Origin of the sequence: Luteibacter sp. ME-Dv--P-043b (assembly GCF_030209605.1) — a bacterium.
In the GTDB taxonomy this organism is placed as follows: domain Bacteria; phylum Pseudomonadota; class Gammaproteobacteria; order Xanthomonadales; family Rhodanobacteraceae; genus Luteibacter.
The window spans coordinates 262,327-285,603 of the sequence record NZ_JARVRT010000003.1 but is presented as its reverse complement, the minus strand read 5'-3'; the positions used below and the strand labels follow the sequence as shown (position 1 = coordinate 285,603).

General features: G+C 66.4%; 17 protein-coding genes. 6 read left to right on the top strand and 11 right to left on the bottom strand.

Annotation, left to right across the window (positions count from 1 at the left end):
• Window positions 1-11: 11 nt before the first annotated feature.
• From QRN34_RS02740 to QRN34_RS02715, 6 genes are all read right to left on the bottom strand, one after another.
• Window positions 12-1,427: a 6-phospho-beta-glucosidase gene (locus QRN34_RS02740; RefSeq protein ID WP_285401760.1), complete on the bottom strand. Its 1,416-nt coding sequence runs from the start codon at window positions 1,425-1,427 to the stop codon at window positions 12-14.
• Window positions 1,405-2,352, bottom strand: coding sequence for a carbohydrate kinase family protein (locus tag QRN34_RS02735; protein WP_345782880.1), 948 nt, complete (start codon window positions 2,350-2,352; stop codon window positions 1,405-1,407). Before QRN34_RS02735 ends, QRN34_RS02740 begins: the two co-directional genes overlap by 23 nt.
• A complete protein-coding gene (locus tag QRN34_RS02730) occupies window positions 2,331-3,716 on the bottom strand; it encodes an APC family permease (protein WP_285401758.1) in 1,386 nt (461 codons plus the stop codon). Before QRN34_RS02730 ends, QRN34_RS02735 begins: the two co-directional genes overlap by 22 nt.
• On the bottom strand, window positions 3,713-5,620 hold the full coding sequence (locus QRN34_RS02725; protein ID WP_285401756.1) for a beta-galactosidase: 1,908 nt from the start codon (window positions 5,618-5,620) through the stop codon (window positions 3,713-3,715). Before QRN34_RS02725 ends, QRN34_RS02730 begins: the two co-directional genes overlap by 4 nt.
• A gap of 2 nt (window positions 5,621-5,622) precedes the next feature.
• Window positions 5,623-8,424, bottom strand: a complete 2,802-nt coding sequence (locus QRN34_RS02720) for a TonB-dependent receptor (RefSeq protein WP_285401754.1) — start codon at window positions 8,422-8,424, stop codon at window positions 5,623-5,625.
• Window positions 8,425-8,624: 200 nt separating this feature from the next.
• The gene (locus QRN34_RS02715) at window positions 8,625-8,795 is read right to left on the bottom strand and encodes a hypothetical protein (RefSeq protein ID WP_285401752.1); all 171 of its coding nucleotides are present in this window, start codon (window positions 8,793-8,795) and stop codon (window positions 8,625-8,627) included.
• A gap of 312 nt (window positions 8,796-9,107) precedes the next feature.
• Here QRN34_RS02715 and QRN34_RS02710 point away from each other — a divergent pair, with 312 nt between their 5' ends.
• Entirely contained in the window at window positions 9,108-12,035 is a 2,928-nt protein-coding gene (locus QRN34_RS02710; protein ID WP_285401750.1) for a TonB-dependent receptor, read from the top strand.
• Here QRN34_RS02710 and QRN34_RS02705 read toward each other — a convergent pair.
• Window positions 12,032-12,514 carry a DUF1203 domain-containing protein gene (locus QRN34_RS02705; protein ID WP_285401748.1) on the bottom strand — a complete coding sequence of 161 codons (483 nt, stop codon included), beginning with the start codon at window positions 12,512-12,514 and terminating at the stop codon, window positions 12,032-12,034. The genes QRN34_RS02710 and QRN34_RS02705 overlap by 4 nt on opposite strands.
• A 235-nt stretch (window positions 12,515-12,749) precedes the next feature.
• Between QRN34_RS02705 and QRN34_RS02700 the strand changes: the two genes are divergently transcribed.
• Genes QRN34_RS02700 through QRN34_RS02685 form a run of 4 tightly spaced genes read left to right on the top strand, consistent with a single transcriptional unit; the run spans window position 12,750 to window position 17,157 of the window.
• Window positions 12,750-14,267, top strand: a complete 1,518-nt coding sequence (locus QRN34_RS02700; protein ID WP_285401746.1) for a PAS domain-containing methyl-accepting chemotaxis protein — start codon at window positions 12,750-12,752, stop codon at window positions 14,265-14,267.
• A 6-nt stretch (window positions 14,268-14,273) separates the two neighbouring features.
• On the top strand, window positions 14,274-15,107 hold the full coding sequence (locus tag QRN34_RS02695; RefSeq protein WP_285401744.1) for a protein-glutamate O-methyltransferase CheR: 834 nt from the start codon (window positions 14,274-14,276) through the stop codon (window positions 15,105-15,107).
• Window positions 15,104-15,577: a chemotaxis protein CheD gene (locus QRN34_RS02690; protein WP_285401742.1), complete on the top strand. Its 474-nt coding sequence runs from the start codon at window positions 15,104-15,106 to the stop codon at window positions 15,575-15,577. The genes QRN34_RS02695 and QRN34_RS02690 overlap by 4 nt, the downstream gene beginning before the upstream one ends.
• 11 nt (window positions 15,578-15,588) lie before the next feature.
• Complete coding sequence (locus tag QRN34_RS02685; protein WP_285401740.1) at window positions 15,589-17,157, top strand: chemotaxis protein CheW; 1,569 nt, start codon at window positions 15,589-15,591, stop codon at window positions 17,155-17,157.
• A gap of 25 nt (window positions 17,158-17,182) precedes the next feature.
• On the opposite strand, the gene QRN34_RS02680 is transcribed toward QRN34_RS02685, so the two are convergent.
• The 3 genes from QRN34_RS02680 to argS form a co-directional block, all read right to left on the bottom strand.
• Window positions 17,183-17,800 carry an OmpW family outer membrane protein gene (locus tag QRN34_RS02680; RefSeq protein ID WP_285401737.1) on the bottom strand — a complete coding sequence of 206 codons (618 nt, stop codon included), beginning with the start codon at window positions 17,798-17,800 and terminating at the stop codon, window positions 17,183-17,185.
• A 52-nt stretch (window positions 17,801-17,852) separates the two neighbouring features.
• Window positions 17,853-18,623 carry a cyclic nucleotide-binding domain-containing protein gene (locus tag QRN34_RS02675; protein WP_285401735.1) on the bottom strand — a complete coding sequence of 257 codons (771 nt, stop codon included), beginning with the start codon at window positions 18,621-18,623 and terminating at the stop codon, window positions 17,853-17,855.
• 110 nt (window positions 18,624-18,733) lie between these two features.
• Entirely contained in the window at window positions 18,734-20,494 is a 1,761-nt protein-coding gene (argS, locus tag QRN34_RS02670) for an arginine--tRNA ligase (protein WP_285401733.1), read from the bottom strand.
• Between the two features lie 188 nt (window positions 20,495-20,682).
• Here argS and QRN34_RS02665 point away from each other — a divergent pair, with 188 nt between their 5' ends.
• Window positions 20,683-21,978 carry an NAD(P)/FAD-dependent oxidoreductase gene (locus QRN34_RS02665; protein WP_285401731.1) on the top strand — a complete coding sequence of 432 codons (1,296 nt, stop codon included), beginning with the start codon at window positions 20,683-20,685 and terminating at the stop codon, window positions 21,976-21,978.
• 353 nt (window positions 21,979-22,331) lie between these two features.
• On the opposite strand, the gene QRN34_RS02660 is transcribed toward QRN34_RS02665, so the two are convergent.
• Window positions 22,332-23,198, bottom strand: a complete 867-nt coding sequence (locus tag QRN34_RS02660; RefSeq protein WP_285401729.1) for an aldo/keto reductase — start codon at window positions 23,196-23,198, stop codon at window positions 22,332-22,334.
• Window positions 23,199-23,277 lie beyond the last annotated feature (79 nt).

Genomic DNA, 23,277 nt, shown 5'->3' with positions numbered 1-23,277 from the left:
GATGAAGCGGCTCAAGCGTGGCGATGCACCGGGCCCTGGCACAGGCATTCGCCGTCTTCGTTCGCATGCCCCAGCAAGGCGTCCAGCAGATCGCCCGAGGGGGTCCACTGGCCGATCGCCGGATGGATCAGCATGGCCTTGCGTGCCTCGAGGCGACGGTCGTTGAGCACCGAGGCGATCGCCGCACGCTCATACGCCTTGACCGAACGCACCAGGCCGTTCACCGCATCCGGCAGCGGTGCGATGGGCCGCGGCACGATCGAGTCCAGCGAGATGTCCGAGGCGATCTCGACGATGTCGTTGTCCGGCAGGTCCGGAAGCGCACCGCCGTTGCGTGTGTTGACGACGATACGCGCCGGTCTGGCGCCGGTCAGCGCGCTCATCACGTCGATGGCGATGCGGTGGTAGCCCGTGGCGACGCGGAACGGGTCGCCCTGCAGGCTCACCCCCTGGTCGAACGCCGAGCCGCCCTCGGCTTCCAGCTTCATGTACGAACCGGAACGCTGGTTGAGGTAAGCCGCGTAGATATCCACGGCCGTGTCGCCATCACCGGCATCCAGGCGCGCGGTGAGGCTGGACAACAGCTCGTCGTTGAGTCGCTGGATCTCGCCGCCGCGGCTGCCGCCCTGCTTGCGCTGGTTGACCAGGGCGCGCTGCCGCTCGTAGTAGAAGAACAGGTATTCGGTGGGGATCAGCCGCAGGGTGCGGATCATGTCGAAGTCGAACAGCGGCGCCAGGTACAGCTTGCGCAGCAGTTCGTCGCTGGCCAGCAGCCGGTCGAGCACGTCCTCGCCACGCACGCGCACGCCGCGCACCCAGCCGAGGTGGTTAAGGCCGACGTAGTCGCACTCGACGTCCGCGGCAGGCTCGCCCAGGGCGTGGGCGATGTTGTGGAACAGCTCGGTGGGCGTGTCGCAGATGCCGACGATGCGCGCCTTGCTGTGGTCGCTGACCGCCTGGGTGATGAGCCCCGCGGGGTTGGTGAAGTTGACCAGCCAGGCCTCGGGGCTCAGCCGTTCCACCAGGCGCGCCTGCTCGATCGCGATGGGAATGGTGCGCAGGGCCATGGCGACGCCGGCGGGGCCTGTGGTTTCCTGGCCCGGGTAACCGTGATCGATCGCCGTGCGCTCATCCGCCGCGCGCCCGGCGATGCCGCCGATGCGGATGCTGTTGAGCACGAAATCGGCGCCTTCGATGGTGTCTTCCAGCGAGGTGGCGCCGCGTAACCGCAGGTCGCCGCCGAACCGGCGGATCACCGCCTTGCCCAGGTCGACCATGATGCGCAGGCGCGCCGGGTCCGGGTCGTACAGCACCATCTCGGACGCGCCGAGTGCCTCGGCCGCCTCGTTGACGCCGAACACCACCAGGGGAGAGCGGACACCGCCGCCTCCGATCAATGCGATCTTACGATCCGTACGTTTGCTCACGGAGGGTCCTCAAGTGCGTGGGATGGGGAAGCGATGCAAGGGCGCCGGGCGCGGTCGTGCAGAGGGCGCCGCACAGGCAGCCACGCTCGACGCAGCCGTCGATGGGTTCGTTGTCGAGCAGGCCGTCGATGACGCCGGCATCGAAGGCGTCGCCCGCGCCGGTGGAATCGACCGCCACGATGCGCGGCGCCGGTACGCGGCGCAGGCCGCGCGCATCGGCGATCCACGCACCCTGGGCGCCCTGCTTCATGACGGCCAGACCGATGCCGACCGACGCGCACCAGGCCTCATAGGCCGAGGGGGCATCGCTGCCAGCCACCAGCGCGGCCTCTTTCTCATTGGGCAGGAACAGGTCGACGTCGCGGCAGCTGGCATGGTTGGCCGGGTCGCGCAACCAGTCCGGGCTGTAGCCGACGTCCAGCGACGTGGTGCAGCCGGCTTGACGCAGTAGCGGAAGCAGGGTGGAGGCGAGCTCGCGTGGCAACGGCATGGCGAAATGCACGTGCCGCGCCGCAGCCAGGTCGGCGACGATCTCGGCCGTGGCCAGCAGTTCGGGCAGTGCGCGGTTCACGCCCGGGTAGGTGAAGAACGAACGGTCCTCGACGGTGGATACGCTGACCGTGATCCCGGTGCCGTCGCTGCCCAGGCGGATACCGTCCATGCCGACGCCGAACTCGGCCAGGCGACCCTCGAACCAGTCGAGGTCGGCATCGCCGATCACGCCGATCAGGCGCACGCGGCGACCCAGGCGGGAGAGCGCGCAAGCGGTGTTGACCGTGCCGCCGCCGAGTTCACGCACGTAGTGCTGCGCGATTACCTCTTCGCCGGGACCGGGCCACGCGGGAAAACCGCTGAACACATGATCGGCGTAGATCTCGCCGACCACGGCCACGTCCCACGATTTCAGCGAGGGAGAAAGGGCCACGTCTGTGTCCTCCGTGCTTGCCACAGGAAAAGAAGGGTGCCGGCGAACACCGCCACCACAGCGGCCACGATCGACGAGGTTTCCGCCGTCGCTACCAGGTAGAGCCAGCCGACGACGCTGATCACCAGCGGCAACGGATACAACGGCATGCGGAACACATCCGGCGCGGCGCGCCGGCGCCGCAGGGCGACCACGGCGAAGCATTGCGCGATGTACTGGAACAGGATCTGCGTCACCATCAACGTGGCGATCAGGTGCTCCAGGGAGAGGAAACACGCCGCCGCCGAGGTGGCGCCGACGAACAGCAGCGACACCGTGGGAAAGCCCCCGCGCGGATGCAGCCGCGCGAACACGGGAAAGAACTGGCCATCGGCCGCCGCCGCATACGGCACACGCGAATACCCCAGCAGCACCACCAATGCGGAGCCCCAGCTGGCCAGCAGGATCAGCAGCACCGCCAGCGTGCCACCGGTATGACCGTGGATCGCCTGCATGAAGTCGGCCACCACCGCCTTGGAATGCGCGGCCTGCGCCCAGGGCAACACGCCCAGGATGCTCAGGTTGAGGCCCATGTAGAGCACCGCCACCAGCGGGATGGAGACCAGCACCGCCATCGGGATGGTGCGCCGCGGGTTCCTGACTTCACCGCCGAGCATGCAGACGTTGTTGTAGCCGCCGTAATCGTAGACGGCGATCAGCGATACGGCGCCCAGGCCCAGCCAGAAGCCATGCGACGAGGGCATCTTCGTTTCGAAGAAACCACGCGCCACCGCCATGTCGAAATGGGTGACGCCGCTGAAGACGATCCAGGCGCAGGCCGCGACCACGATCGCGCTGACGAACACCGACAACCGCTGGATCTGCCCGACCCGCCGGTAGAGCACCGCCGTGTTGATCAGGCACAACCCCGCGGCGATCAGCGCGCGGCCGGTGTCGCCCAGCGACGGGATCAGGAAGCCCGCGTACTGCGCGAAGCCCACGGCCGCCGAGCCGATCGACAGCGGCGCGGTCAGCAGGGTCTGCCAGAGGTACAGGAATCCGAACAGGCGCCCGGCCTTGTCGCGCCCGTAGGCCTCGCGCAGGTAGTGGTAGGGGCCGCCGGATTCGGGAATGGTGGAACCCAGTTCCGCCCAGACCAGCCCGTCGCACAGGCACAGCAGCGCGCCGGCGATCCAGCCCAGCAGCACCGATGGCCCGGCCAGCGCGGACAGCGCCAGCGGAATCGTGACGAACGGACCGATGCCGATCATGTTCAGCACGTTGGCCGACAGGCCGCCCCAGAATCCGATCGCGCGCGGCGGCACGCCCGTCGCGTCGGCGGGGCTGCCGCTTGCCGGCGTGCGCAGACGCCCGACGGCGCTCATGCCGTGCTCCCGGCGGGCGACTGCGTGAGGGGCGCCGTCGCGGCCAGCGAGGTCGCCGCGGCCACGGCGGCGCCTTCCGTCCGGTGCAGGTCCAGCAGCAGCACCTCGTTCGCGCCCGCGTTCAACCACGGCCCCGGGCAGAACAGCCGCTGTTGCGGCCCGATGTTCCAGTACCGCCCGAGCAGGTGCCCGTTGACCCAGAGATAGCCCTTGGCCCAGCGCGTCACGTCGATGTAGACGTCGCCGGGTGCCTCCACCGCCACGGTGGCCCTGAAGAACACCCCGCCTCGCCGCGGCGGCGACTGCAACGGCCGCAGGCCGCGCAACCAGGCATCGTCCAGCGGCAGCGGCCAGGCCTGCACATCGTGCAGGGGCATACCGTCCAGCGACACGGGACCGATCAGTCCCTTGTGATCGCCCAGTCGCGGGCCAAAATTGATGTGACCGAAGGTATCGACGAGGATCTCCAGCACGCCGCCGGCCGGTGGCACCGCGGCCAGGGTCACGTCGGGCCCCGGGTTCAACGACGCATGCACCACGCGCGACACCACGCCCGCCTCGCGTCCCTCCACATGTACCACCGCATAGTCGCGCACGTTCTCCAGCCGCAGCACGCCCGCGGACGCGATGCGCTTGCGGTACACCACCAGGCCCTGGTCCTGCCCGAACAGGATCTCGTTCGGGCCGGGCGACGGCAGGGTCACCGCCTCGCCCGGCAGGTTGTCCCATAACGAGGCAAACGGCTGCGCGGTGACCGTGGCGAAGGTGGCCGTGGGTGGTGCGAGCGGCAACGCCGGGGGATCGACCTTCGTGGCCTGCCGGATCACTTCGCGCAGACGATGATACTGCGGCGTCGCGCTGCCGCGCTCGTCGATCGGCGCGCCGTAGTCGTAGCTGGTGATGACGGGCTGGAACTGCGACCCGTCGTCTTCCGCGTTGGAGCCCGCGGTCAGGCCGAAATTACTGCCGCCGTGGACGACATAGAGATTGAACGAATAGCCCGCCTGCATCACCCGGCGGAGCGGCTCCACCAGATCCTTCTCGGCGAAGCCCGGCTCGCCCCAATGGGTCAGCCAGCCCGGATACCCCTCGCCCAGCCACACCGGCGACTCGCCGGCAAACCCCCTGCCCTTCACCAGTTCGGCCACGTCGGCACCGTCCAGGCCCAGCGCGGTGCCCTCCGGATAGGCCTTGCGCCGTTGCAGGTCCTTCCAGCCGTCGGAGACGGAAAACGGTCCGTCGATACCGTGCCCACGCCACAGGTCGCGCAACGCATCGAGGTAGCCGACATCGTCGGCAAACATCGAATATTCGTTCTCGATCTGCAGCATGAGTACCGGGCCGCCAGCGCCGACCATCAAAGGGGCGATCCGCGGTGCCAGGGCGGAGATATAGCGGCTTACCGCGGCCATGTAACGCGGATCGTCGCGTGTGCGCAGGCGCGTGTCCGGGTCGCGCAGCAGCCACGCCGGCAGGCCGCCGTTGGTCCATTCGCCGCAGATATACGGACCGGGGCGCAGGTACACCCACATGCCCTCCTCCGCGCACAGGCGGATGAAGGCGACGATGTCGCGGTTGTCGCTGCTGAAATCGAACACGCCCGGCTCGCGCTCGTGGTGGTTCCACATCACATACAGGGCCACGGTGTTCAGGCCCATCGCCCGCGCCATGCGAATACGGTGACGCCAGTGCTCGCGGGCGATCCGCGCCGGGTGCATCTCGCCGCTGTGCACGCGGAACGGCCGGCCATCCAGCAGGAACTGGCGCCGGCCGAAGCCGAACGCGTGCTTTTTTCCGTCCGGCGCGACCGCCGACACCCGGCCGCCGGTCGACGCCGCCCACCCGCGCCCGGCGAACGCCAGGGGGGTGAGCAGCGACAACGCGAGGAACTGGCGGCGCTGCATGCTCAGAACGAGTACTTCACGGTGAACAGGGTGGTCATGCCGGCATTGACGATATCCGAGTTGGCCAGGCTGTTGCGCCCGATGTGCGACCAGTACGAGTACTGCTTGGTCAGGTTGCTGACCTGCAGGTCGAACTGCAGCCCGTTGGACAGCAGGTAACCGGCATGCAGGTCGACGCGACGGATCGGACGGATCCACAGGTCGTCCCACGGCGCGCCCTGGTTGAGGTAGTCATACGTGGACAGGTACGAACCGGTGTAGTGGTAGCTGAGGTTGAGCGAGAAGCCGCCCTTCTCGTAGAACAGCTCCGCATTGGCCATGCGCTGCGGTGCCGACTGCAGGCGCTCGTTGCCGAAGCCCTCGCGACCCAGGTCCACCTTGGAGTTCTGCCGCGTGGCGTTGACGCTGAAGCCCAGGCCGTCGAACGGCTCCGGCAGGAACTGGAACTTCTGCCGGTAGGTGGCTTCGAGGCCGTACACATGACCGTCGCCGCCGTTGGTGGGCGTCTTGGTCAGCACGGTGCCCACGCCCGAGGTGTTCGGGTTGGCCTGGCCGCCGCCGCTGTCGTAGATGTAGTCACGCAGCTTCTTGTAATAGCTGGACAGCGACACGTAGCCACCGCTGTGCGTGGTCCACTCCGCGCCCAGGTCCACGTTGGTGGCCTTGATCGGCTTCAGGTTGGGGTTGCCGCTGGTGATCGTGGTGACACCGTCGGACACGTTGATCTGCGAGCCGCCACCCAGCTGGACGAACGCCGGACGCGTATAGCTCTGCCAGATCGCACCGCGGTAGACGATGTTGCCATCGGGGCGGAAGTTGACGAACAGGCTGCCCAGCGGCTCGTTGTACACCGTGCGGTTGTTGGAAAAGAAGCCGGGCTGCTCGTTGCCGTCCGCATCCTGCGGCGTCGTCCAGAAGGTGTTGCGGATGGACGTGTGCTCGAAGCGGACACCGGGGATGACTTCCCACGGGCCGTTCTGGAAGGTCGCCATGCCGTACGCCGCGGTGACCGCCTCCGTACCGCGCATCGTGTCGCAGTTGTAGTTGTTGAAGTCCAGCTGGCTGCAGGTGTCCAGGTCCGAGGGCTGCACGTGCCCGTCGATCAGCGCCGCCACGGCCGCGCGACTCACGTTGGGCGTGCGCCAGGCGAACTTGCCCGGGAAGATCTGGTTGTAATACCCCTTGATGATGCCCAGGTCGTCCAGCGTGGTGGTGCCGTCGTTGATGCCGCCGGTGGAATAGTCTCGGTTGGTGAACTCGCGCGCGCTGTCGCTGTACTTCACGCCGAACTTGATCGACTGCAGCGAACCGCCGTCGAAATCGTAGCGCAGGTCCAGCTTGGCACCGCCGCGCTTCTGTCCGGAGCGGATGTCGGTCACCTCGCCGTAGTCGTTCGCATACATGTTCTGCAGGTTGTTCACCGAGTTCAACAGGCCCGGCGTCAGCACGGGATACGGGAACCCGTTGCCGCCGTAGCGCAGCAGCGAACTGCGGTTGTAGGCGAAGTTGTCCTGCGAGTACTTGTCCTCGCGGCCGTCGATCTCGACGTGCGCCGGGCGGTCGTTGCGGCCGATGCTCCAGAACACGTTGGGCGAGATGGTCCAGCCGCCGGCGGTCTTGTCCGCACCCAGCTGGATGGTCGCGAGGTCGGCGCGCTCCGGGTTGGTCTCGAACCAGAAACGGTTGGCGATCCGCCCGATATTGGGCGTGTATTCGCCCGCCGTGGCCGACGGCACATAGGTGACGTTCTGAGGCAGCAACTGGCTGTAGGTGGTGTTCTGCTCGGTCAGCGCGTAGGCATAGGTCATGCGCGCATAGGCCATGAGCGACGGGTCCACGTACCAGTCGAACGATATGTTGCCGCCGTAGCGGCGCTCGAAGCCCGAGGCGATACCCACGTTGGTACCCAGGCTGGTGAGGTTGCGCGCCGGGTCGTACCCGGGGGCGCTGGCACCGGTCGCCGTGGCATGCAGGAACGCCCACGAGCCGTCGTTGGACGCGCTTTCCGCCGCGCCGATCTCGCTGTTGGCGATGTTGCGGTAGTCGTAGTAGCCGCTGACGTAGATGCCGAACTGCTTGCGCTCACCGAACTTGCCCTGCAGTTCACCGGCCAGGCCGCTGCCCAGGCCGCTGCCGCCGTAATCGCGCGCACGGCTTTCCACACGACCGCTGGCAGTGACGCTGCCGCTGAAATCCTTCTTGTAGTCGAAGGCGCTGGGCGTGCGGAAGTCGATGGTGCCGCCGATGGCGTCACCATCCATGTCCGCCGTGGAGGTCTTGTTGAGCACGATGGTCTGCAGGCCCGTGGGCGGCAGCAGGCTCAGCTGGACGCTACGGCTGTACGGCATGCCCTGGGCGACGTTGCTGCCGTTGACCAGGTTGACGTTGTATTCCGACGGCAGGCCGCGCACCGAGGTGAACATGCCTTCGCCGCGGGCCGCGCCGTCGATGCCACCGAAATAGCCGGAGCCCGTGGTGGTTACGTTGACGCCCGACATCAGGCCCAGCGCCTCGGCGACGTTATGCACCGCGGTGCGCTGCAGATCGGCGGCGGACAACACGTCCACCGTGTTGATGGCGTCCATCCGCATGTCGGTGGCGTCGTAGCGGTTGGCCACCACGCTCAGTGCCTTCATCTGCACGGCTTTGTCCGGCTTGGCCGGGGCGCCCTGCGCATCCGTGGCGGCCGGTTTCGCAGGCGGCTTGGCAGCCGGTGCGGCATCCTGTGCGAACACGCTGCTGGACAACACGGCACACACGGCCAGCGCCAGATACTTCTTGCTGTAAACCTTATCGATACCCACGACCCACCCCCACCCTGAAAGTGCCTTGGAAACAGGCACGGCGTGACGCCGCGCCCTGCGCGTACAGACTGACCAGCGGGTTCGTCGCGCGGACGGTACGTGACACGACGCCCACGCCTGCATCAGCGGACGTGCGACGGCATCACGACGGACGGGTGAACGTGCCGATCAGCGGTATTTTTTAGATCAGTTTTGTTGGATCAGAGGGAGAGGCGAGGCGGCGAATAGCCGGCGACGCACTTGCCGCGGGAACGCAGCGCGCTGAGTTTGGCCCGCGCGAGGATCGGATGGCCATCGGCCCTGACGTACACGAACGGACGGGGCGCGAAGGCGCAGCTGGCGTTTTCATCGTTGGAATCGGGGCGACGCATCGTAGCGGTCTGTCCGTCATTCATCGCGAGCTGCGTGCCGGCATACCCCAAGGATGCCGGGAAAGTACGCGATGGCATGGGTTGCATGCGATGCGCGTGATGCAGATATAGCGCACTGTAAAAACGGCGTCAACGGCCAAAAATGCATATGCCACGGCATGTTGCGACGCACCACGGGCGATCGGGGCCACGCGGCGGTCGACCTGGCCCGTGCTGCGATGCACGATGACACGTCGCCGAGGGTCGCGCATTCTCGCGCCGCGATGCGGTATGGGGAGCATCGTCCACTCAATCGCATATGCAGGGACTTCGATGAATCGTCGACAGACGCAGGGCCGTGTCTTGCCGCTCACCCACCGCCCGCTCGTGATGGCGTGCGCCGCCGCGTTCGCCTTGCTCGGTGCCGATCTTGCAACTGCGCAGGAGGCCACGCCGGCCGCCGCCGGCACAGACGCGAAATCGGCAAACGCCGTGCCACCGAAGCGCACCGATGCGGACAAGGACAAGGACAAGCGTCCCGCCAATCCGGATGCGGCGAGCAATCTCGACGCCGTGGTGGTCACCGGTATCCAGGGCAGCATCCAGAGTGCGCTGAAGGCCAAGCTCAATTCGAACAACATCATCGAGGCCATCTCGGCCGAGGACATCGGCAAGCTGCCCGACAGCAGTATCGCGGAGAGCCTGGCCCGCCTTTCCGGCCTGGCCACGCAGCGTGTGGACGGACGCGCCAACCAGATCTCCATTCGCGGCCTGTCGCCGGACTTCGCCGGCACCACGCTCAACGGCCGTGAACAGGCCACGATCGGCGAGAACCGCGGCGTCGATTTCGACCAGTACCCGTCCGAACTGATCAGCGGCGCGGCCGTCTACAAGACACCCGACGCCAGCCTGATCGGCCAGGGCCTTTCCGGCACGGTGGACCTGCACACCATCAAGCCGCTGGACCTGCCCAAGCGCACCTTTGCCGCGAACCTGCGTGGCGAGGCCAATTCCAACGGCAGCCTCAACCATGGTTCGGGCGTGGGCGATGCCGGCCACCGGGCCAGCTTCTCGTACATCGACCAGTTCTTCGACCACACCCTGGGCCTGGCGGTCGGCGTGGCGCAGCTGGATTCGCCGGTGCAGGAAAAGCAGTACCAGGCCTGGTGGTGGAGCGTCGACAACGGGCCGCAGGGCATCGAATCCCAGGGTGTGCGGCGCACGCCCGGGTTGCCGGACGGCGTGCTGTCGCAGGAAGGTGGGCAATTGCGTGCCAAATCCGAAAAGCAGCTGCGCAACGGCTTGATGACCGTGCTGGAGTGGGCACCGGACGACCACTACCACTCCACCCTGGATCTGTACTACTCCACGTTCAACCAGAAAACCTTCCTCAACGGCGCGCAGTGGTCGAGCAGCCCGTACGAGGCCGGCGACGGCATTTCCTATTCCAACGTCGGCGTCGTACCGGCACTGCCCTACCCCATCGTCACCACGGGCCACATCGACGGCCTGAAGTCGGTGCTGCAGAACGACTACACCCGCGAGCACGACAAGCTGTTCTCCGCCGGGTGGAACAACCAGTACGACTTCGGCAACGGCTGGGCACTCACGGCCGACCTGTCGTATTCCACGGCGAAGAAGAACCTTCACGACGCCTACCTGTTCGCCGGCCTGCCCGACCAGGCCACCTCGTCGACGGACTTCGCCACGCCGGTGCACGAGCATTTCCCGGACTTCCGACCCGGCGTGAACTTCGCCGACCCGTCTGCCATGTTCTTCACCGACCCCAACAAATACGGTTACAACGGTCGCGAGGAGTTCGACAAGCAGAAGGACACGATCAAGGCCTTCCGCCTGGAAGTCAGCCATCCCGTGGGCTGGATCTTCAGCGACGTCAACATCGGCGTGAACTACTCCGACCGCACCAAGACCAAGCAGGCGGATGTCTATTTCGCCTGGCTCAACGGCAACGGCTCGACGGAGGCGGACTACCTGCCCGGCTTTGCCGCGCCCATCGATCCCTCGGTGCTCAGTGGCATCACGGACCTCAGCTACGGCGGTTTTCCCGGCGTGGTCAACTACGACGTGGTGCGCGCGCTCAACAGCCAGTTCTACAAGACCCAGCGCAATGGCCAGGGCGACTTCAGCCGCAACTACACGGTGGAAGAAAAGGTTCCCGTCGCCTACGTCAAGTTCAATATCGACACCAACGTGGGTGACGTGCCGTTGCGCGGCAACGTCGGCGTACAGGCGGTGAAGACCGACCAGTCGTCCGACGCCTTGCAGACCAACGGTAACACCCTGGTCGGTCGTATCTCCGACGGCACGAAGTACAGCAAGGTGCTGCCCAGCCTGAACCTCGCCGCCGAAGTGTCCGACAAGCAGTTCCTGCGCTTCGGCCTGGCCAAGACCATGGCGCGCGGACGCATCGACGACGAGAAGGTGGCGACCTCCGCGGGTGTCGCACAGGTGACCGAAGGCCCGGCCGCAGGCCAGGTGCTGTGGTCGGGCAGCGGCGGCAACCCGAAGCTGAAGCCGTATATCGCGGTGGGCGCGGACCTGTCGTGGGAAAAATACTTCGGCACGGCCAGCTACGTGGCCGTCGCGGTATTCAACAAGAACCTGCTGAACTACATCTACAATCAGACCACCCTGGACTACGACTTCTCGGGCTACACGAACGACACCCCCACCCTGGTGCCGACCAGCACACGGGGCTCGTTCACCCGGCCGGAGAACGGCACCGGCGGCAAGATGCAGGGCCTGGAGCTATCCGGCTCACTGGAAGGCGGGCTGGTCTCGCGGGCCCTCGACGGTTTCGGCGTGCAGGCCAACTTCTCGCTGACCAACAGCACGCTGCCGGTGAGCGCGGTGTCCAGTATCCCCGGCAGTCCCTCCACCCTGCCCGGCCTGTCGAGGAAGGTCGCCAACCTGGCGCTCTACTACGAAAAGTACGGCTGGTCGGTGCGTGTCGCCGAGCGTTACCGTTCGTCGTTCACCGGCGAGGCCGTGGCCCTGTTCGACCAGCTGGGCTACACCCAGGTGCTGGCCGACAAGCAGACCGACTTGCAGCTCGGCTACGCCTTCGACCACGGGACGTGGAACGGGCTGTCGATCCTCCTGCAGGTCAACAACCTTACCGATTCGCCGATGAAGACCCAGCAGATCCTCAGCCTGCCCAGCGGCGTGAAGGTGGCCCGGCCGCTGGAGTTCGATACCTACGGGCGCACGGTGATGTTCGGGATCAACTACAAGCTCTAGGCCTCCGCGGAGGCGATGCGGTCGAGGCGTGCAGCGTAGCAACCGTACGCCGCGTAGTGCGCGTGGATATAGCGAACGGCATCGTTGGCGAACAGCTGCCGCACCGCCTCCGTCACCTGCGTGCCGGCCACGAGCAGGGCCTGGGCGATGTGTCCGCGCGCATCGAAGCCGCGCAACGAAAGCTGCCGCACACGCATCACCTCCGGCACCTCATCCACGGCGTCATAGGCCTGCGTGGCGCCTTCGCGCACGAAGATCGCGTGGCTGGCGCGATACGGACCGGCGATCGGCTGGTGCTCGTAGTTGAGCAGCAGCAGGGTCTCACCCCGGTGCGCCGCGCGTAGTTCGACGCGCTCGGGGTAGCCCGTGTCGTCGGTGGCGATGACGCGCAGCGCGCCTTGTGCGGCCAGTGAAGCGTCGTCGAGACCGTAATAGGGAACAAAGGGCGCGGGATCGAGACCGCGGATGCGAAAGACCATGGGACTTTTTCCGGTGGTGGGCACGGTGCCATCCTGCCCACCGAGGTCGCCGCGTGCCATCCGGTTCTTGTCGCCGGGCCTGCCCCCAAGCCGAACCCATCAGCGCCTTCACATGGATTTGCTTTCACCTATGACCCTGCATTTGATCCATGTGAAGGCCAGTCACGCGAAAATAAGCTCAAGTTTGCCGATTTTGAGGCGATAAAACGTCTACTCACACAGATTGAGAGACGTCATGGGCACGAACGCGAGCGAGACGCTGGAACTGAACGACCTGAAGGCGATGAACGACGCGCTGCATCGTGTCCAGGCCATCATCGAGTTCGACCTGCACGGCACGGTTCTGACCGCCAACCAGAATTTCCTGGACGTGCTCGGTTACACCTCCGATGCCGTGGTCGGGAAACACCATCGTCTGTTCTGTGAGCCCGCTTTCGCCGCCAGCGACGATTACGCGACGTTCTGGCAGCGCCTTTCCGCCGGGAAGCCCGAGGTCGGCGAGTTCAAGCGTATCGGCGCAGACGGCCGTGAGGTCTGGCTCAGTGCCTCCTACAACCCCGTCTTCACTGCCGAAGGCAAGCCATACAAGGTCGTCAAGTTCGCCACCGAGATCACCACGCTGGTGGACAGGTCCGCGGAACTGGACGGCAAGATGACCGCGCTGGACAAGTCCCAGGCCGTGATCGAGTTCGACCTCGGCGGTCACGTGATCGCCGCCAACGCCAATTTTCTGGCTGTGGTCGGTTACACGGCAGACGAGCTCATCGGCCAGCACCATCGCAAGCTGTGTGACGACGCCTATACGTCGAGCCCGGAATACGCGGCGTTCTGGGAACGGTTGCGCCGTGGTGAATTCGACTCCGGTCGTTACCGCCGGCTGGCCAAGGGCGGCCGTCGGGTCTGGTTGCAGGCCAGCTACAACCCCATCTACGACGGCAACGGCAAGCTGCAGAAGATCGTGAAGTTCGCCGCCGACGTCACGTTCCAGGGTGAGCTGGAAGAGCTGGTCAAGCGGCGTGCCGAGGACTTCTCGTCCGCGTCGACCCAGATCGCCCAGCAGTCCAACGACATGGCCGCCGGCGCCCAGCTGCTGGGGGCGACGGTGGAGGAAATGAACGCCACCATCGAAGAGCTGACCGCGTCCATCAGTTCCATTGCCAGCAACGCGCAGAGCGCCGACCGGCTGGCCAAGGACACGCAGCAGGAAGCCGAGCGCGGCGCCAAGGCACTGGAAAAATCCATCGAGTCGATGGATCTGATCAACAAGTCGTCGGAAGACATCGGCGACATCAGCAAGGTGATCGGCGAAATCGCCAGCCAGACCAACTTGCTGGCCTTCAACGCGGCCATCGAAGCGGCACGCGCGGGCGAGCATGGCCTGGGCTTCTCCGTGGTCGCCGACGAGGTGCGCAAGCTCGCCGAACGTTCCTCGCAGGCCGCCAAGGAGATTTCCAAGCTGATCGCCGAGTCCACCAAGCGTGTCTCGCAGGGCAGCCAGATATCGAAAGAAGCCTCGGCCGCGTTCGACAAGATCCTGTTCGGCGTGGTGAACACGACGCAGGCCATGTCGGAAATCTCCTGCGGCGCCGAGGAACAGGCCGTGGCTGCTCGGGAAGTCGCCACGGCCGTGCAACATATCGCCGAGGAAACCGAAAAGACGGCTGCCACGTGTGACGACATTGCCCGGGCCTGCAGTGGACTGAAGGAAGGCGCGGGCGAGTTGAGTGCCACTGTCAATAACTTCGCCACCTGACGCGCCATGTTCGATACCGAAGCCATCGTCGGTCCCGCCACCCGTGAAGCCCTGTTTGCCCAGGTACGCCGGCATACGGGTATCGTCATGGCCGAGCGCAAGTGGACGCTGCTGCACGGGCGCCTTCGTCGGCGCCTGCGGGAGCTTGACCTGCCCGGCTATGACGACTACCTCACCGTGCTGGACAGTTCGACGCAGGAAGTGGCGCGCTTCATCGACCTGGTCACGACCAACGAGACCTCGTTCTTCCGCACGCCGCGTATCTGGCAGTATCTCGCCGACGATTTCTTCCCGAACTGGTACACCGCGCATGCCGGCAGGACGATGAACATCTGGTCGGCCGCGGCGTCGACCGGCGAGGAGGCCTACTCGCTGGCCATGCTGGCCGAAGAGTTCCAGCGAACGCATCGGGATTTCCAGTACCGCATCCTGGGTACCGATATCGGCCAGGGCGTGCTCGATGTCGGCGTGGCTGGAACCTACGCCGGCCGGAACGCGGAAGGGCTGAACAAGAACCGGCCCGAGATGGCGAAGAAGTACTTCGAACACCATGCGGATACGTTACGCGCGGTGCCGTCATTGAGGAACCACATCACCTTCCGCCAGCATAATCTTTATCGGCACTGGCCCGAGCCCACCCGCTTCGACCTGGTGCTGCTGCGCAACGTGCTGATCTATTTCGACGAGGCGGGACAGGAAGCCGTCGTGGAAAACGTGCGGCATTCGATGACGTCCGACGCGGTGCTGGTGATCGGCGAGTCGGAGTCGCTTCATCGGATCGCAACGGGATTCGCCTACCAGCAGCCGCTCATCTATCGAAATGCGAAACCACCGGAATGACCGCCCAGGACGTCTACGTCGGCATGTGCGAAGTCCGGGCCGACCGTGGCGCGAAAGTTCTGCGTAGTACGTTGGGCTCGTGTGTGGGGATCGGCATCCTGTGGCGGCAGCGGCGAATATCGGCGCTTGCCCATTGCCTGCTGCCGGAATCCGCGACGGCCTCGGAAGGCCCCTCCGCGAAATACGTGACCGATGCCATCCCTTCCCTGCTGGGATTGCTGGAAGCGACACCGCAGGACTACCCGCAGCTGGTCGCCGTTATCGCCGGAGGGGCGTTCATGATGAAACACATGCCGCCTGCCACGCACGGAAGCATCGGCGAACTCAATACCCGGATGGCGCAGAAGCTGCTGAACGAAGCGGGCATCCGCATCATCCACACGGAGATCGGTGGCAACGCCGGCCGCCAGCTCAGCATCCACTGCGATACGCAAGACTACGTCGTACGTACTTTCGACCGCATCATCTAAAGGCCCTTCCCATGGACAATCCGTTGCCTGATGTCGCACCCGGCACCCGTCACGACATGCAGCTGTTCGGGACGTTCCACCTGGGTGAATTCGAACTGGCGCTGCCCATCGACACCTTGCAGGAAGTGGTGGGCTTTCCCCAGGCCATCACCCGGGTACCGACGGCACCAGACTACGTCGCCGGCCTGTTCATGCTCAGAGGCATGATGATCCCGGTGCTGCACCTGGGCCGGTACCTGGGCCTTCCGGTGAGCATCGAGCAAGGCGAAAGCCGGGTCGCGGTCATCGAGTCGAACGGGGCGTTGCTTGGCATCGGCTTCGATCGTACCGGCGACATGCTGCGCATGGCGGGCACGCAGATCGTGCCTTTCCAACGCGACAGCGATGCACCCGGCCTGATCGAGGGCGCGTTCCACCTGGACGATCGCATCGTCCAGATGCTGTCGTCGGAGGCACTCGTTCACCTCCCTGGCATACCTCGGACGGTCAGCACCCATCTTGCCCGGCAGGCACGGCAGCAGCGCGCCGCAAACAGGATTCGCAAGGCGATTTCCTTCCATGTGGACAGTCGTCACATGGCGCTGCCCATGGAGACCATTCACGAGATCGTCCGGCTGCCGTCGCTGGAGCACTCGGTGCTGTCCGATGCCACGTGCCTCGGATGGCTCGACCTGCGCGGGCGCCCCGTGCCGGTGGTCGATCTTGCCGCCTTTCTGGGCCTGGACAGCTGCGTCGCCGCCCCACCCCAGGCATCCGACTTCGAGGATACGCGTCGTGTGGTCGTGCTGCGCAACGATGCGCTCTACCTCGGTCTATTGGTCGACGACATCGACAGCATCGTCAGCTACACGGATCGGCAACTCTTGCCGATGCCGGCCATCCGTGGGCAGACGGGCCTGTTCGCCAGCTGTATCAACCGACGCGATGCCGCGGAGGCGGATGCCGACGACCTGACCATGATCGACACCGCCGCCCTGTTCGCCGACACGCACCTGGCGCACCTTGCCAAGGGTCATCACGACCTGTACCTGGTGGCCGACGACCAGACACGTCGTACCGAAATACGTCGCCAGCGGGTCCGCGAGACCTGGCTGACGTTCCGGCTGGACCGGCTCATGGCGGTCCGGATCGATGAAGTCAGCGAGGTCATCGAATCGCATGATGCCTTGGTCAGGCCACCGGGTACGCCAGCCCACGTGAGCGGCGTGCTCAACGTCGGCAAGGCGCTGATTGCCGTGATCGACCTGCGCAGCCATTACGGCATGGGGCCGATGCAGGATGCGGAGCAGCGAAAGATCCTGGTCGTGCGGCACGAGGGGCACACGTATGGCCTGGAGGTCGATTCGGTAGAAAGCATCGTAAGCATCGATCCGGCCGAGAAGATCACCGTGCCTTCCCTTGTCGCGACGCACATGGACGCCGAACTGAGGAAGGACATGCACCAGGTGGTCGAATCCGCCGAGCACGGGACCGTGCTGCTGGTGGATACGGTATCGCTGATGCGTCGGTTGACCGGTAACGACGAACCGACGGCCGGGACCGAGGACGTTCCGGAGGATGCCACGCCATCCATGGCATGACGTGTCATAGGCACAGCGGCTCCCCTCAGAAGCGGTAACCGGCGCTCACGCCGTACACCCACGGATCGATGTGCGCCGTGCCCACCCGTGCACCGCCGACCTTCACGCGGCTGTCGATGTCCATGTAGCGGGCATCCACGGTGAACGTCCAGCGCGGGTCCAGTGCGATGTCGATGCCGCCATGCCATGCGATGCCCCAACTGCTGGCCAGGTCCACGTTGGCGCCCTGCAACGCGTTGTGGCCGCTGGCGTCGTAGAAACGCGTGTAGTTCACGCCGACGCCGACGAACGGAGAGACCGGCTGCCCGACGAGGAAGCGGTAGTTGACGCCGAGCACGGGCGGCAGCTGCTTCACGCTGACCGCGCGCTGGCCGGACAGGCGGACGTCGTGCTCGAACGGCAGCGCCGCCAGCAGCTCCACGCTCCACGCCGGCGTGAACAGGTATTCGACGCTGAAGGTGGGCCGCGTGCTGCTGCCGACGCTCGCCTTCATGCCGGCCAGGTGGCCGTTGTCGGAAGTGGGATCGACGCGGTGCGCACCGACGTGCACGATCCACGGGTTGTCGACCGATTGCGCGGTGGCGCCAGCCATAGGTGCCAGGCAGACCAGGCCGGCGAGCGCGATAGAGATAGGGTGACGCATGGGAAACTCCTTGGATCACGGGCTTCGGCCTCGATCGGCCGTCCCGGGCAGGTTAGGCGCACCGCGCCGGCCGGTTACTGACCCCGATCAATTTTTGGTCCGATAGCGACACCGGCCTGCCCGAGGCAAGCATGGCCCGGTCCAGGATGCGCAGCGTGCGTCCGCTGGCGATCAGCCAGCCGGCCTCTTCCATGCGCCCCAACGTGCGACTGACCGTTTCCACCGCCAGACCGAGGTAACTGGCGATATCGGCACGCGACATGGGCAAGCGCAGGCAATCGGACTGTCGTGAGATACGGTGTTGACGCTCGAGCAAGCCGTCCAGAAACAGGGCCACGCGCTCCACGGCCGACGGCCGGCCCATGGCAACCAGGTGCGCCTGGTCGGCCGCCACCTCGCTGCCCAGCACACGCAGCATGCGCCGGTGCAACGACGGAACCTCGGTAAAGACAGCCTCCATCCTGGCGAACGGCACCTCGCAGACCGTGCTGCGCTCCAGCGCCACAGCCTCGGTGCGGTGCGTATCGTCGAGCAAGCCGTCCACGCCCAGGATATCGCCCGGCAGGCCGAACCCGATCACCTGCTGCGCGCCGTCGGCGTCGGCGATCGTGCTGCGCGTGGCGCCGGATCGCAGCACATACAGCGCATGGAACGATTGACCCTGGCGGAACAGGGTCTCGCCGCGCGACACGGTGCGGCGGTCGCGCGTCAGGCGGTCCACGCGCGCCAGCGCCTCGCCGCGGACGCCCGCGGGCAGGCACACGTCGTGCAGTCCGCAGGTGGCGCATCCGTGGCGCGACGCGAGTGGGAACGGATCGGGCATGTCGGCAGGTCCTTCCTCGGCCATGACGTGCCGGGACGGTAGCAGCCCGCGTGCGCGCGGACGCGATGTGCGCGCCGCCTGCGGCGATCCGCCCCGCCACACCGGCCGAACTACATTCGCGCAGGCACCTCGATGCCTAGCAGGTGGAGGCTGCGTGCCAGCACGCGCTCGGTCAGCACGCACAAGGCAAGGCGTGAGGCGCGTGTGGCCCCATCCGGCTCAGCCAGCACCGGGCACTCCGCGTAGAACCGGCTGAACCGCTGCGCCAGGGCATGGGCGAAGGCCGCCAACACACCGGGTTGGCAGGTCAGGCAGGCTTCCGCCACGGCATCGCCGAACGACAGGCAAGCCAGCGCCAGGTCGCGCTCCAACGCCAGCACCGGAGTGGCGGGTCCGGCCGCGGCATCGGAGGCGCGCGCAAGCAGCGCGCGCATGCGCACGCAGGCGTATTGCAGGTAGGGGCCGGTACGCCCCTCGAATGCGACCATCCGCTGCGTATCGAAGACATAGCCAGAGAGGCGATCGCCGGACAGGTCGGCGAAGCGCACGGCGGCGATACCGACCTGCCGTGCCAGCGTCGCGTGCTGCGCGTCGTCCCCTTGCATGCCGTAGCCCGCGGCATCCAGGCGCTCGCCGGCGCGCACCATCGCCGCTTCGAGCAGGTCGGCCAGCCGGGCCACGCCACCATCGCGTGTGCGGAACGGCTTGCCGTCCATGCCGTTGACCGTGCCGAAGCCGACATGCACCAGCTCGAGGTGGTCGCCGATACCCGCCTTGCGCGCGGCGCGAAACACCTGCTCGAAATGCAACGCCTGCCGCTGGTCGACGACGTAGACCACGCGCGCAAGGTCGGGGCGCGATGCCCGTGCCTCCAGCGTGGCCAGGTCGGTAGTGGCATACAGCGCGGCACCGTCGCGCTTGGCCAGCAGCAACGGCGGCACCACGACGGTATCGTCGGCGCGTGCCACATCCACGACCACCGCACCCTCGCTATGGTGTGCCACACCCGCATCGAGCAGCCGCTGCACCAGCGGCGCCACGGCGTCGCGCACGTCGCTCTCGCCGTCCAGCGCGTCGAAGTGGACGCCCAGCATGGCGAAGTCCTCGACCTGCGCGGCGAGGCTGAGCGCGCGTAACGACCGCCACAGGGCCATCAGGCCCGCGTCGCCGGCCTGCAGCGCGGCGGTGTCGGACCTGGCTTCGGCCATGCGCGCAGGATCGCTGCGGCACGCGGCCGCGGCGTCCGGGTAAAGCCGCTCCAGGGCGTCCAGCGTCACCGGCGCCTGCGCTGGGAAGGGAGACGTCGCTCCGGTACGGAAGAAGGGCAATCCCGGATCGAGCCGCCGGATCGCGGCACTCAGCATGCCCATCTGCAGACCCCAGTCGCCCAGGTGCGCATCCGCGTGGGTGCGCCAGCCCAGTGCCGCATGTATCCGGCGCAGGCTTTCGCCCAGCACCAGCGAACGCAGGTGGCCGACGTGGAGCGGCTTGGCCACGTTGGGACCGCCGAAATCGAGGATCACCTCACGGCCCCTGCCCTCGTCGGCCACGCCCAGCCGCGGGTCGGAGGCCATCGCGGCGAGGCGTTCCGCGATGAAAGCGTCGGCAAGACGCAGGTTGATGAAGCCGGCGCCGGTGACACTCACCCGGTCGAACATGGCATGCGCGCGCAGGCAGGCGGCCAGGGCTTCGGCCGTATCCCGGGGCGAACGGCCCGTCGCCGCGGCGGCCGAGAACGCGCCGTTGCACTGGAAATCACCGAGATCGGGGCGGCTCGCCGGTACGGCCCGGGCCTGCGTGGCAGGCAGGTCCAGCGAAACGAAGGCAACGGAAAGCAGGGCGTCGACGGACGCCGCGGGGGACAGGCACATCGGGGTTCTCCAACGACTATGACGGGCGGCGCAGGCGCGCCGCGGGCTCGGCGGCAATCAGCCGGCAGGTCGTCGTCGAAGGAGGATGGAGGCGGTCATCGGTTTTATTTACAGGACGGGGCGTGTCTTCGCAAGCCGAGAACGATCCGCTCGGTAAGCTGCGGGCAGCCTGTTACGGAGACATTCCCATGACCCCAACCTCACGGACCGGCGCGCACCGCGTCGTCATCGTCGGCGGCGGCGCCGCCGGTATCGAACTGGCCACGCGGCTCGGCAGACAACGCAGGTTCGATGTCGCCCTGGTCGATCGCGACGCCAGCCATTTCTGGAAGCCCCGCCTGCATGAACTGGCCGCCGGCCTGCTCGGCGATGGCGAGGAAGCCGTGCCGTTCCTCGCCCATGGCCAGGCCCACGGCTACCGCTTCGAGCCCGGTGCGCTGCGCGGTCTGGATGCCGCAAGCCGCACGATCGACCTGGATGCGGTGCACCTGCCCAACACGGACGAGTTGATCCTGCCGCCGCGCTCGCTGGGCTACGACACGCTGGTACTGGCCTTCGGCAGCCGCGTGAACGACTTCGGCACCCCGGGGGTGCTCGATCACTGCGACATGCTGGACAGTCCCGCGCAGGCGATCGCACTGCGCCGGAAGATCCTCGCGCTCGCCCTGCGCAGCGCCGGCGACCCGGACAAACGGATCCGGGTCGGCATCGTCGGCGCGGGCGCCACCGGCGTGGAACTGGCAGCGGAACTGCACCACGCGTTCAACGACATGCATCGTTACGGTGGCCTGGATTCCGCCTCGAAACTGGATGTCACGTTGATGGACATGGCGGATCGGGTACTGCCGGCCGTCGATCCGCACACCTCCGCGTCGGCACAGCGCGTGCTGGAAGACATGCATGTCACGCTACGACTGGGCGTGGGCGTGAGTGCCGTCGAAGCCGATGGGTTTCACCTGTCGGACGGCAGCGTGGTGCCTTGCGATATCCGCGTCTGGGCCGCGGGCGTCACCGGGCAGGACATGGTCGAGCGCCTGGGCCACTTCGAACTGTCGCGCGACAAGCGCATCGTCGTCGACGAGCGGCTGGCGGCGAAAGGCGTCGAGGGTATCTATGCCATGGGCGACTGCGCCTACGCCACGACGACCGACCAGCGCAGCGTTCCGCCCACGGCACAGGCTGCGCACCAGCAGGCAAACTATCTTGCGAAAGCGCTGGCGGCCGTCGCACGCGGCGACGTGCCCCCGCCGTTCGTGTATCACGCCAAGGGCACGCTGGTGTCGCTGGGTGTCCGCCAGGCGACGGGTGAACTGCCTTCGGGCCGCACCTCGGTCATTCCCATGCGCGGCTGGCTGGCGAAGATGGCCTATGTATCCTTGCAGCAGATGCACCGCGCGACCCTGCACGGCTGGCCGCGCGCCACGGCCCTATGGCTGGCCGACTGGCTGCGCAACACCACACTGCCACCGGTAAAGCTGCACTGATGCGCGCGGCAACGCTGGCACGTCGTGCGACAACGCCGCCACATCGTGCGACTGCAACGTGGTGCGATAGCGCGACAACATCGTAGGAGCCCACGATGTGGGCGAACCCTCGACGCAACCACGGCGGGTGAGGCGGCGCGTTCCGCACGGGCGAGCGTTTTTGGACTTGATCGGGCGGGCTTTGAAGCGCTTTTAAAACGCTTCAGAGCCGCTTCGTTCAAAGCGCGGAAACGCCGGCGTGGACGTGTTGCATGGCTTCGTTCGTTGGGCGGACCGTGAGGGTTCGCCCACATCGTGGGCTCCTACCGGAGTACCGGGGCGGACACCGGGGGTTTAAAGGGTTCACCGGGTGTTTAAGGGGTTTTTACGGCGTGTTCCAGGGCTTCGAAGTCGTCCTGGGACAGGTTGAGGGCCGCGCCCTTGACGTTTTCCTCCAGGTGCCCGGGGTCGCCGGTGCCAGGGATCGGCAGCATGACCGGTGAGCGCTTGAGCAGCCAGGCGATGGCGACCTGGCCGGTGGTGGCGCCGAGCTTCTGGGCGATTTTCGACAGCACCGAGCGCTCCTTCGCCAGTTCGCCGGCCGCCAGCGGATACCAGGGGATGAAACCGATACCGTGCTTCTCCGCATAGTCAAGCACGGCTTCGCTCTTCCGGTTGCCGAGGTTGTAGAGGTTCTGCACGGTGGCCACCTTGAAGAACGGCGCGGCGGCTTCGATCTCCTCGACATTGACCTCCGACAGGCCGACGTGGCGGATGAGGCCTTCGTTCTGCATGTCGCGGATCACGCCGAACTGCTCATCGCGAGGCACCTTGGCATCGATGCGGTGCAGCTGCCAGAGGTCGATGCGCTCCACGCCCAGGCGGCGCAGGCTCATCAGTACGCACTGGCGCAGGTATTCCGGCCGCCCCACCGGGGCCCACACGTCGGGACCATGGCGCGTCAGCCCACCCTTGGTCGCGATCACCAGCCCCTTGTACGGGTGCAGCACCTCACGGATCAGGTCTTCACTGACGTACGGCCCGTAGCTGTCGGCCGTGTCGATCAGGTTGACGCCCCGTTCCGGCAACCGGGCCAGCGTGGCTTTGGCCTTGGCCGCGTCGGCAGGCTCACCCCAGATGCCCTTGCCGGTGATGCGCATGGCACCGAAACCGAGGCGGTTGACCTCGAGGTCGCCGCCGATCCTGAACGTACCGCTTGCGCTTGCTTGAACGGTTGCCATCGTATGACTCCTTGGATGAGGACGAGGAACGCGAAAGCAGACATTGGTACGCCAGGCGGCGTTTAAAGGGCGTAGTGAT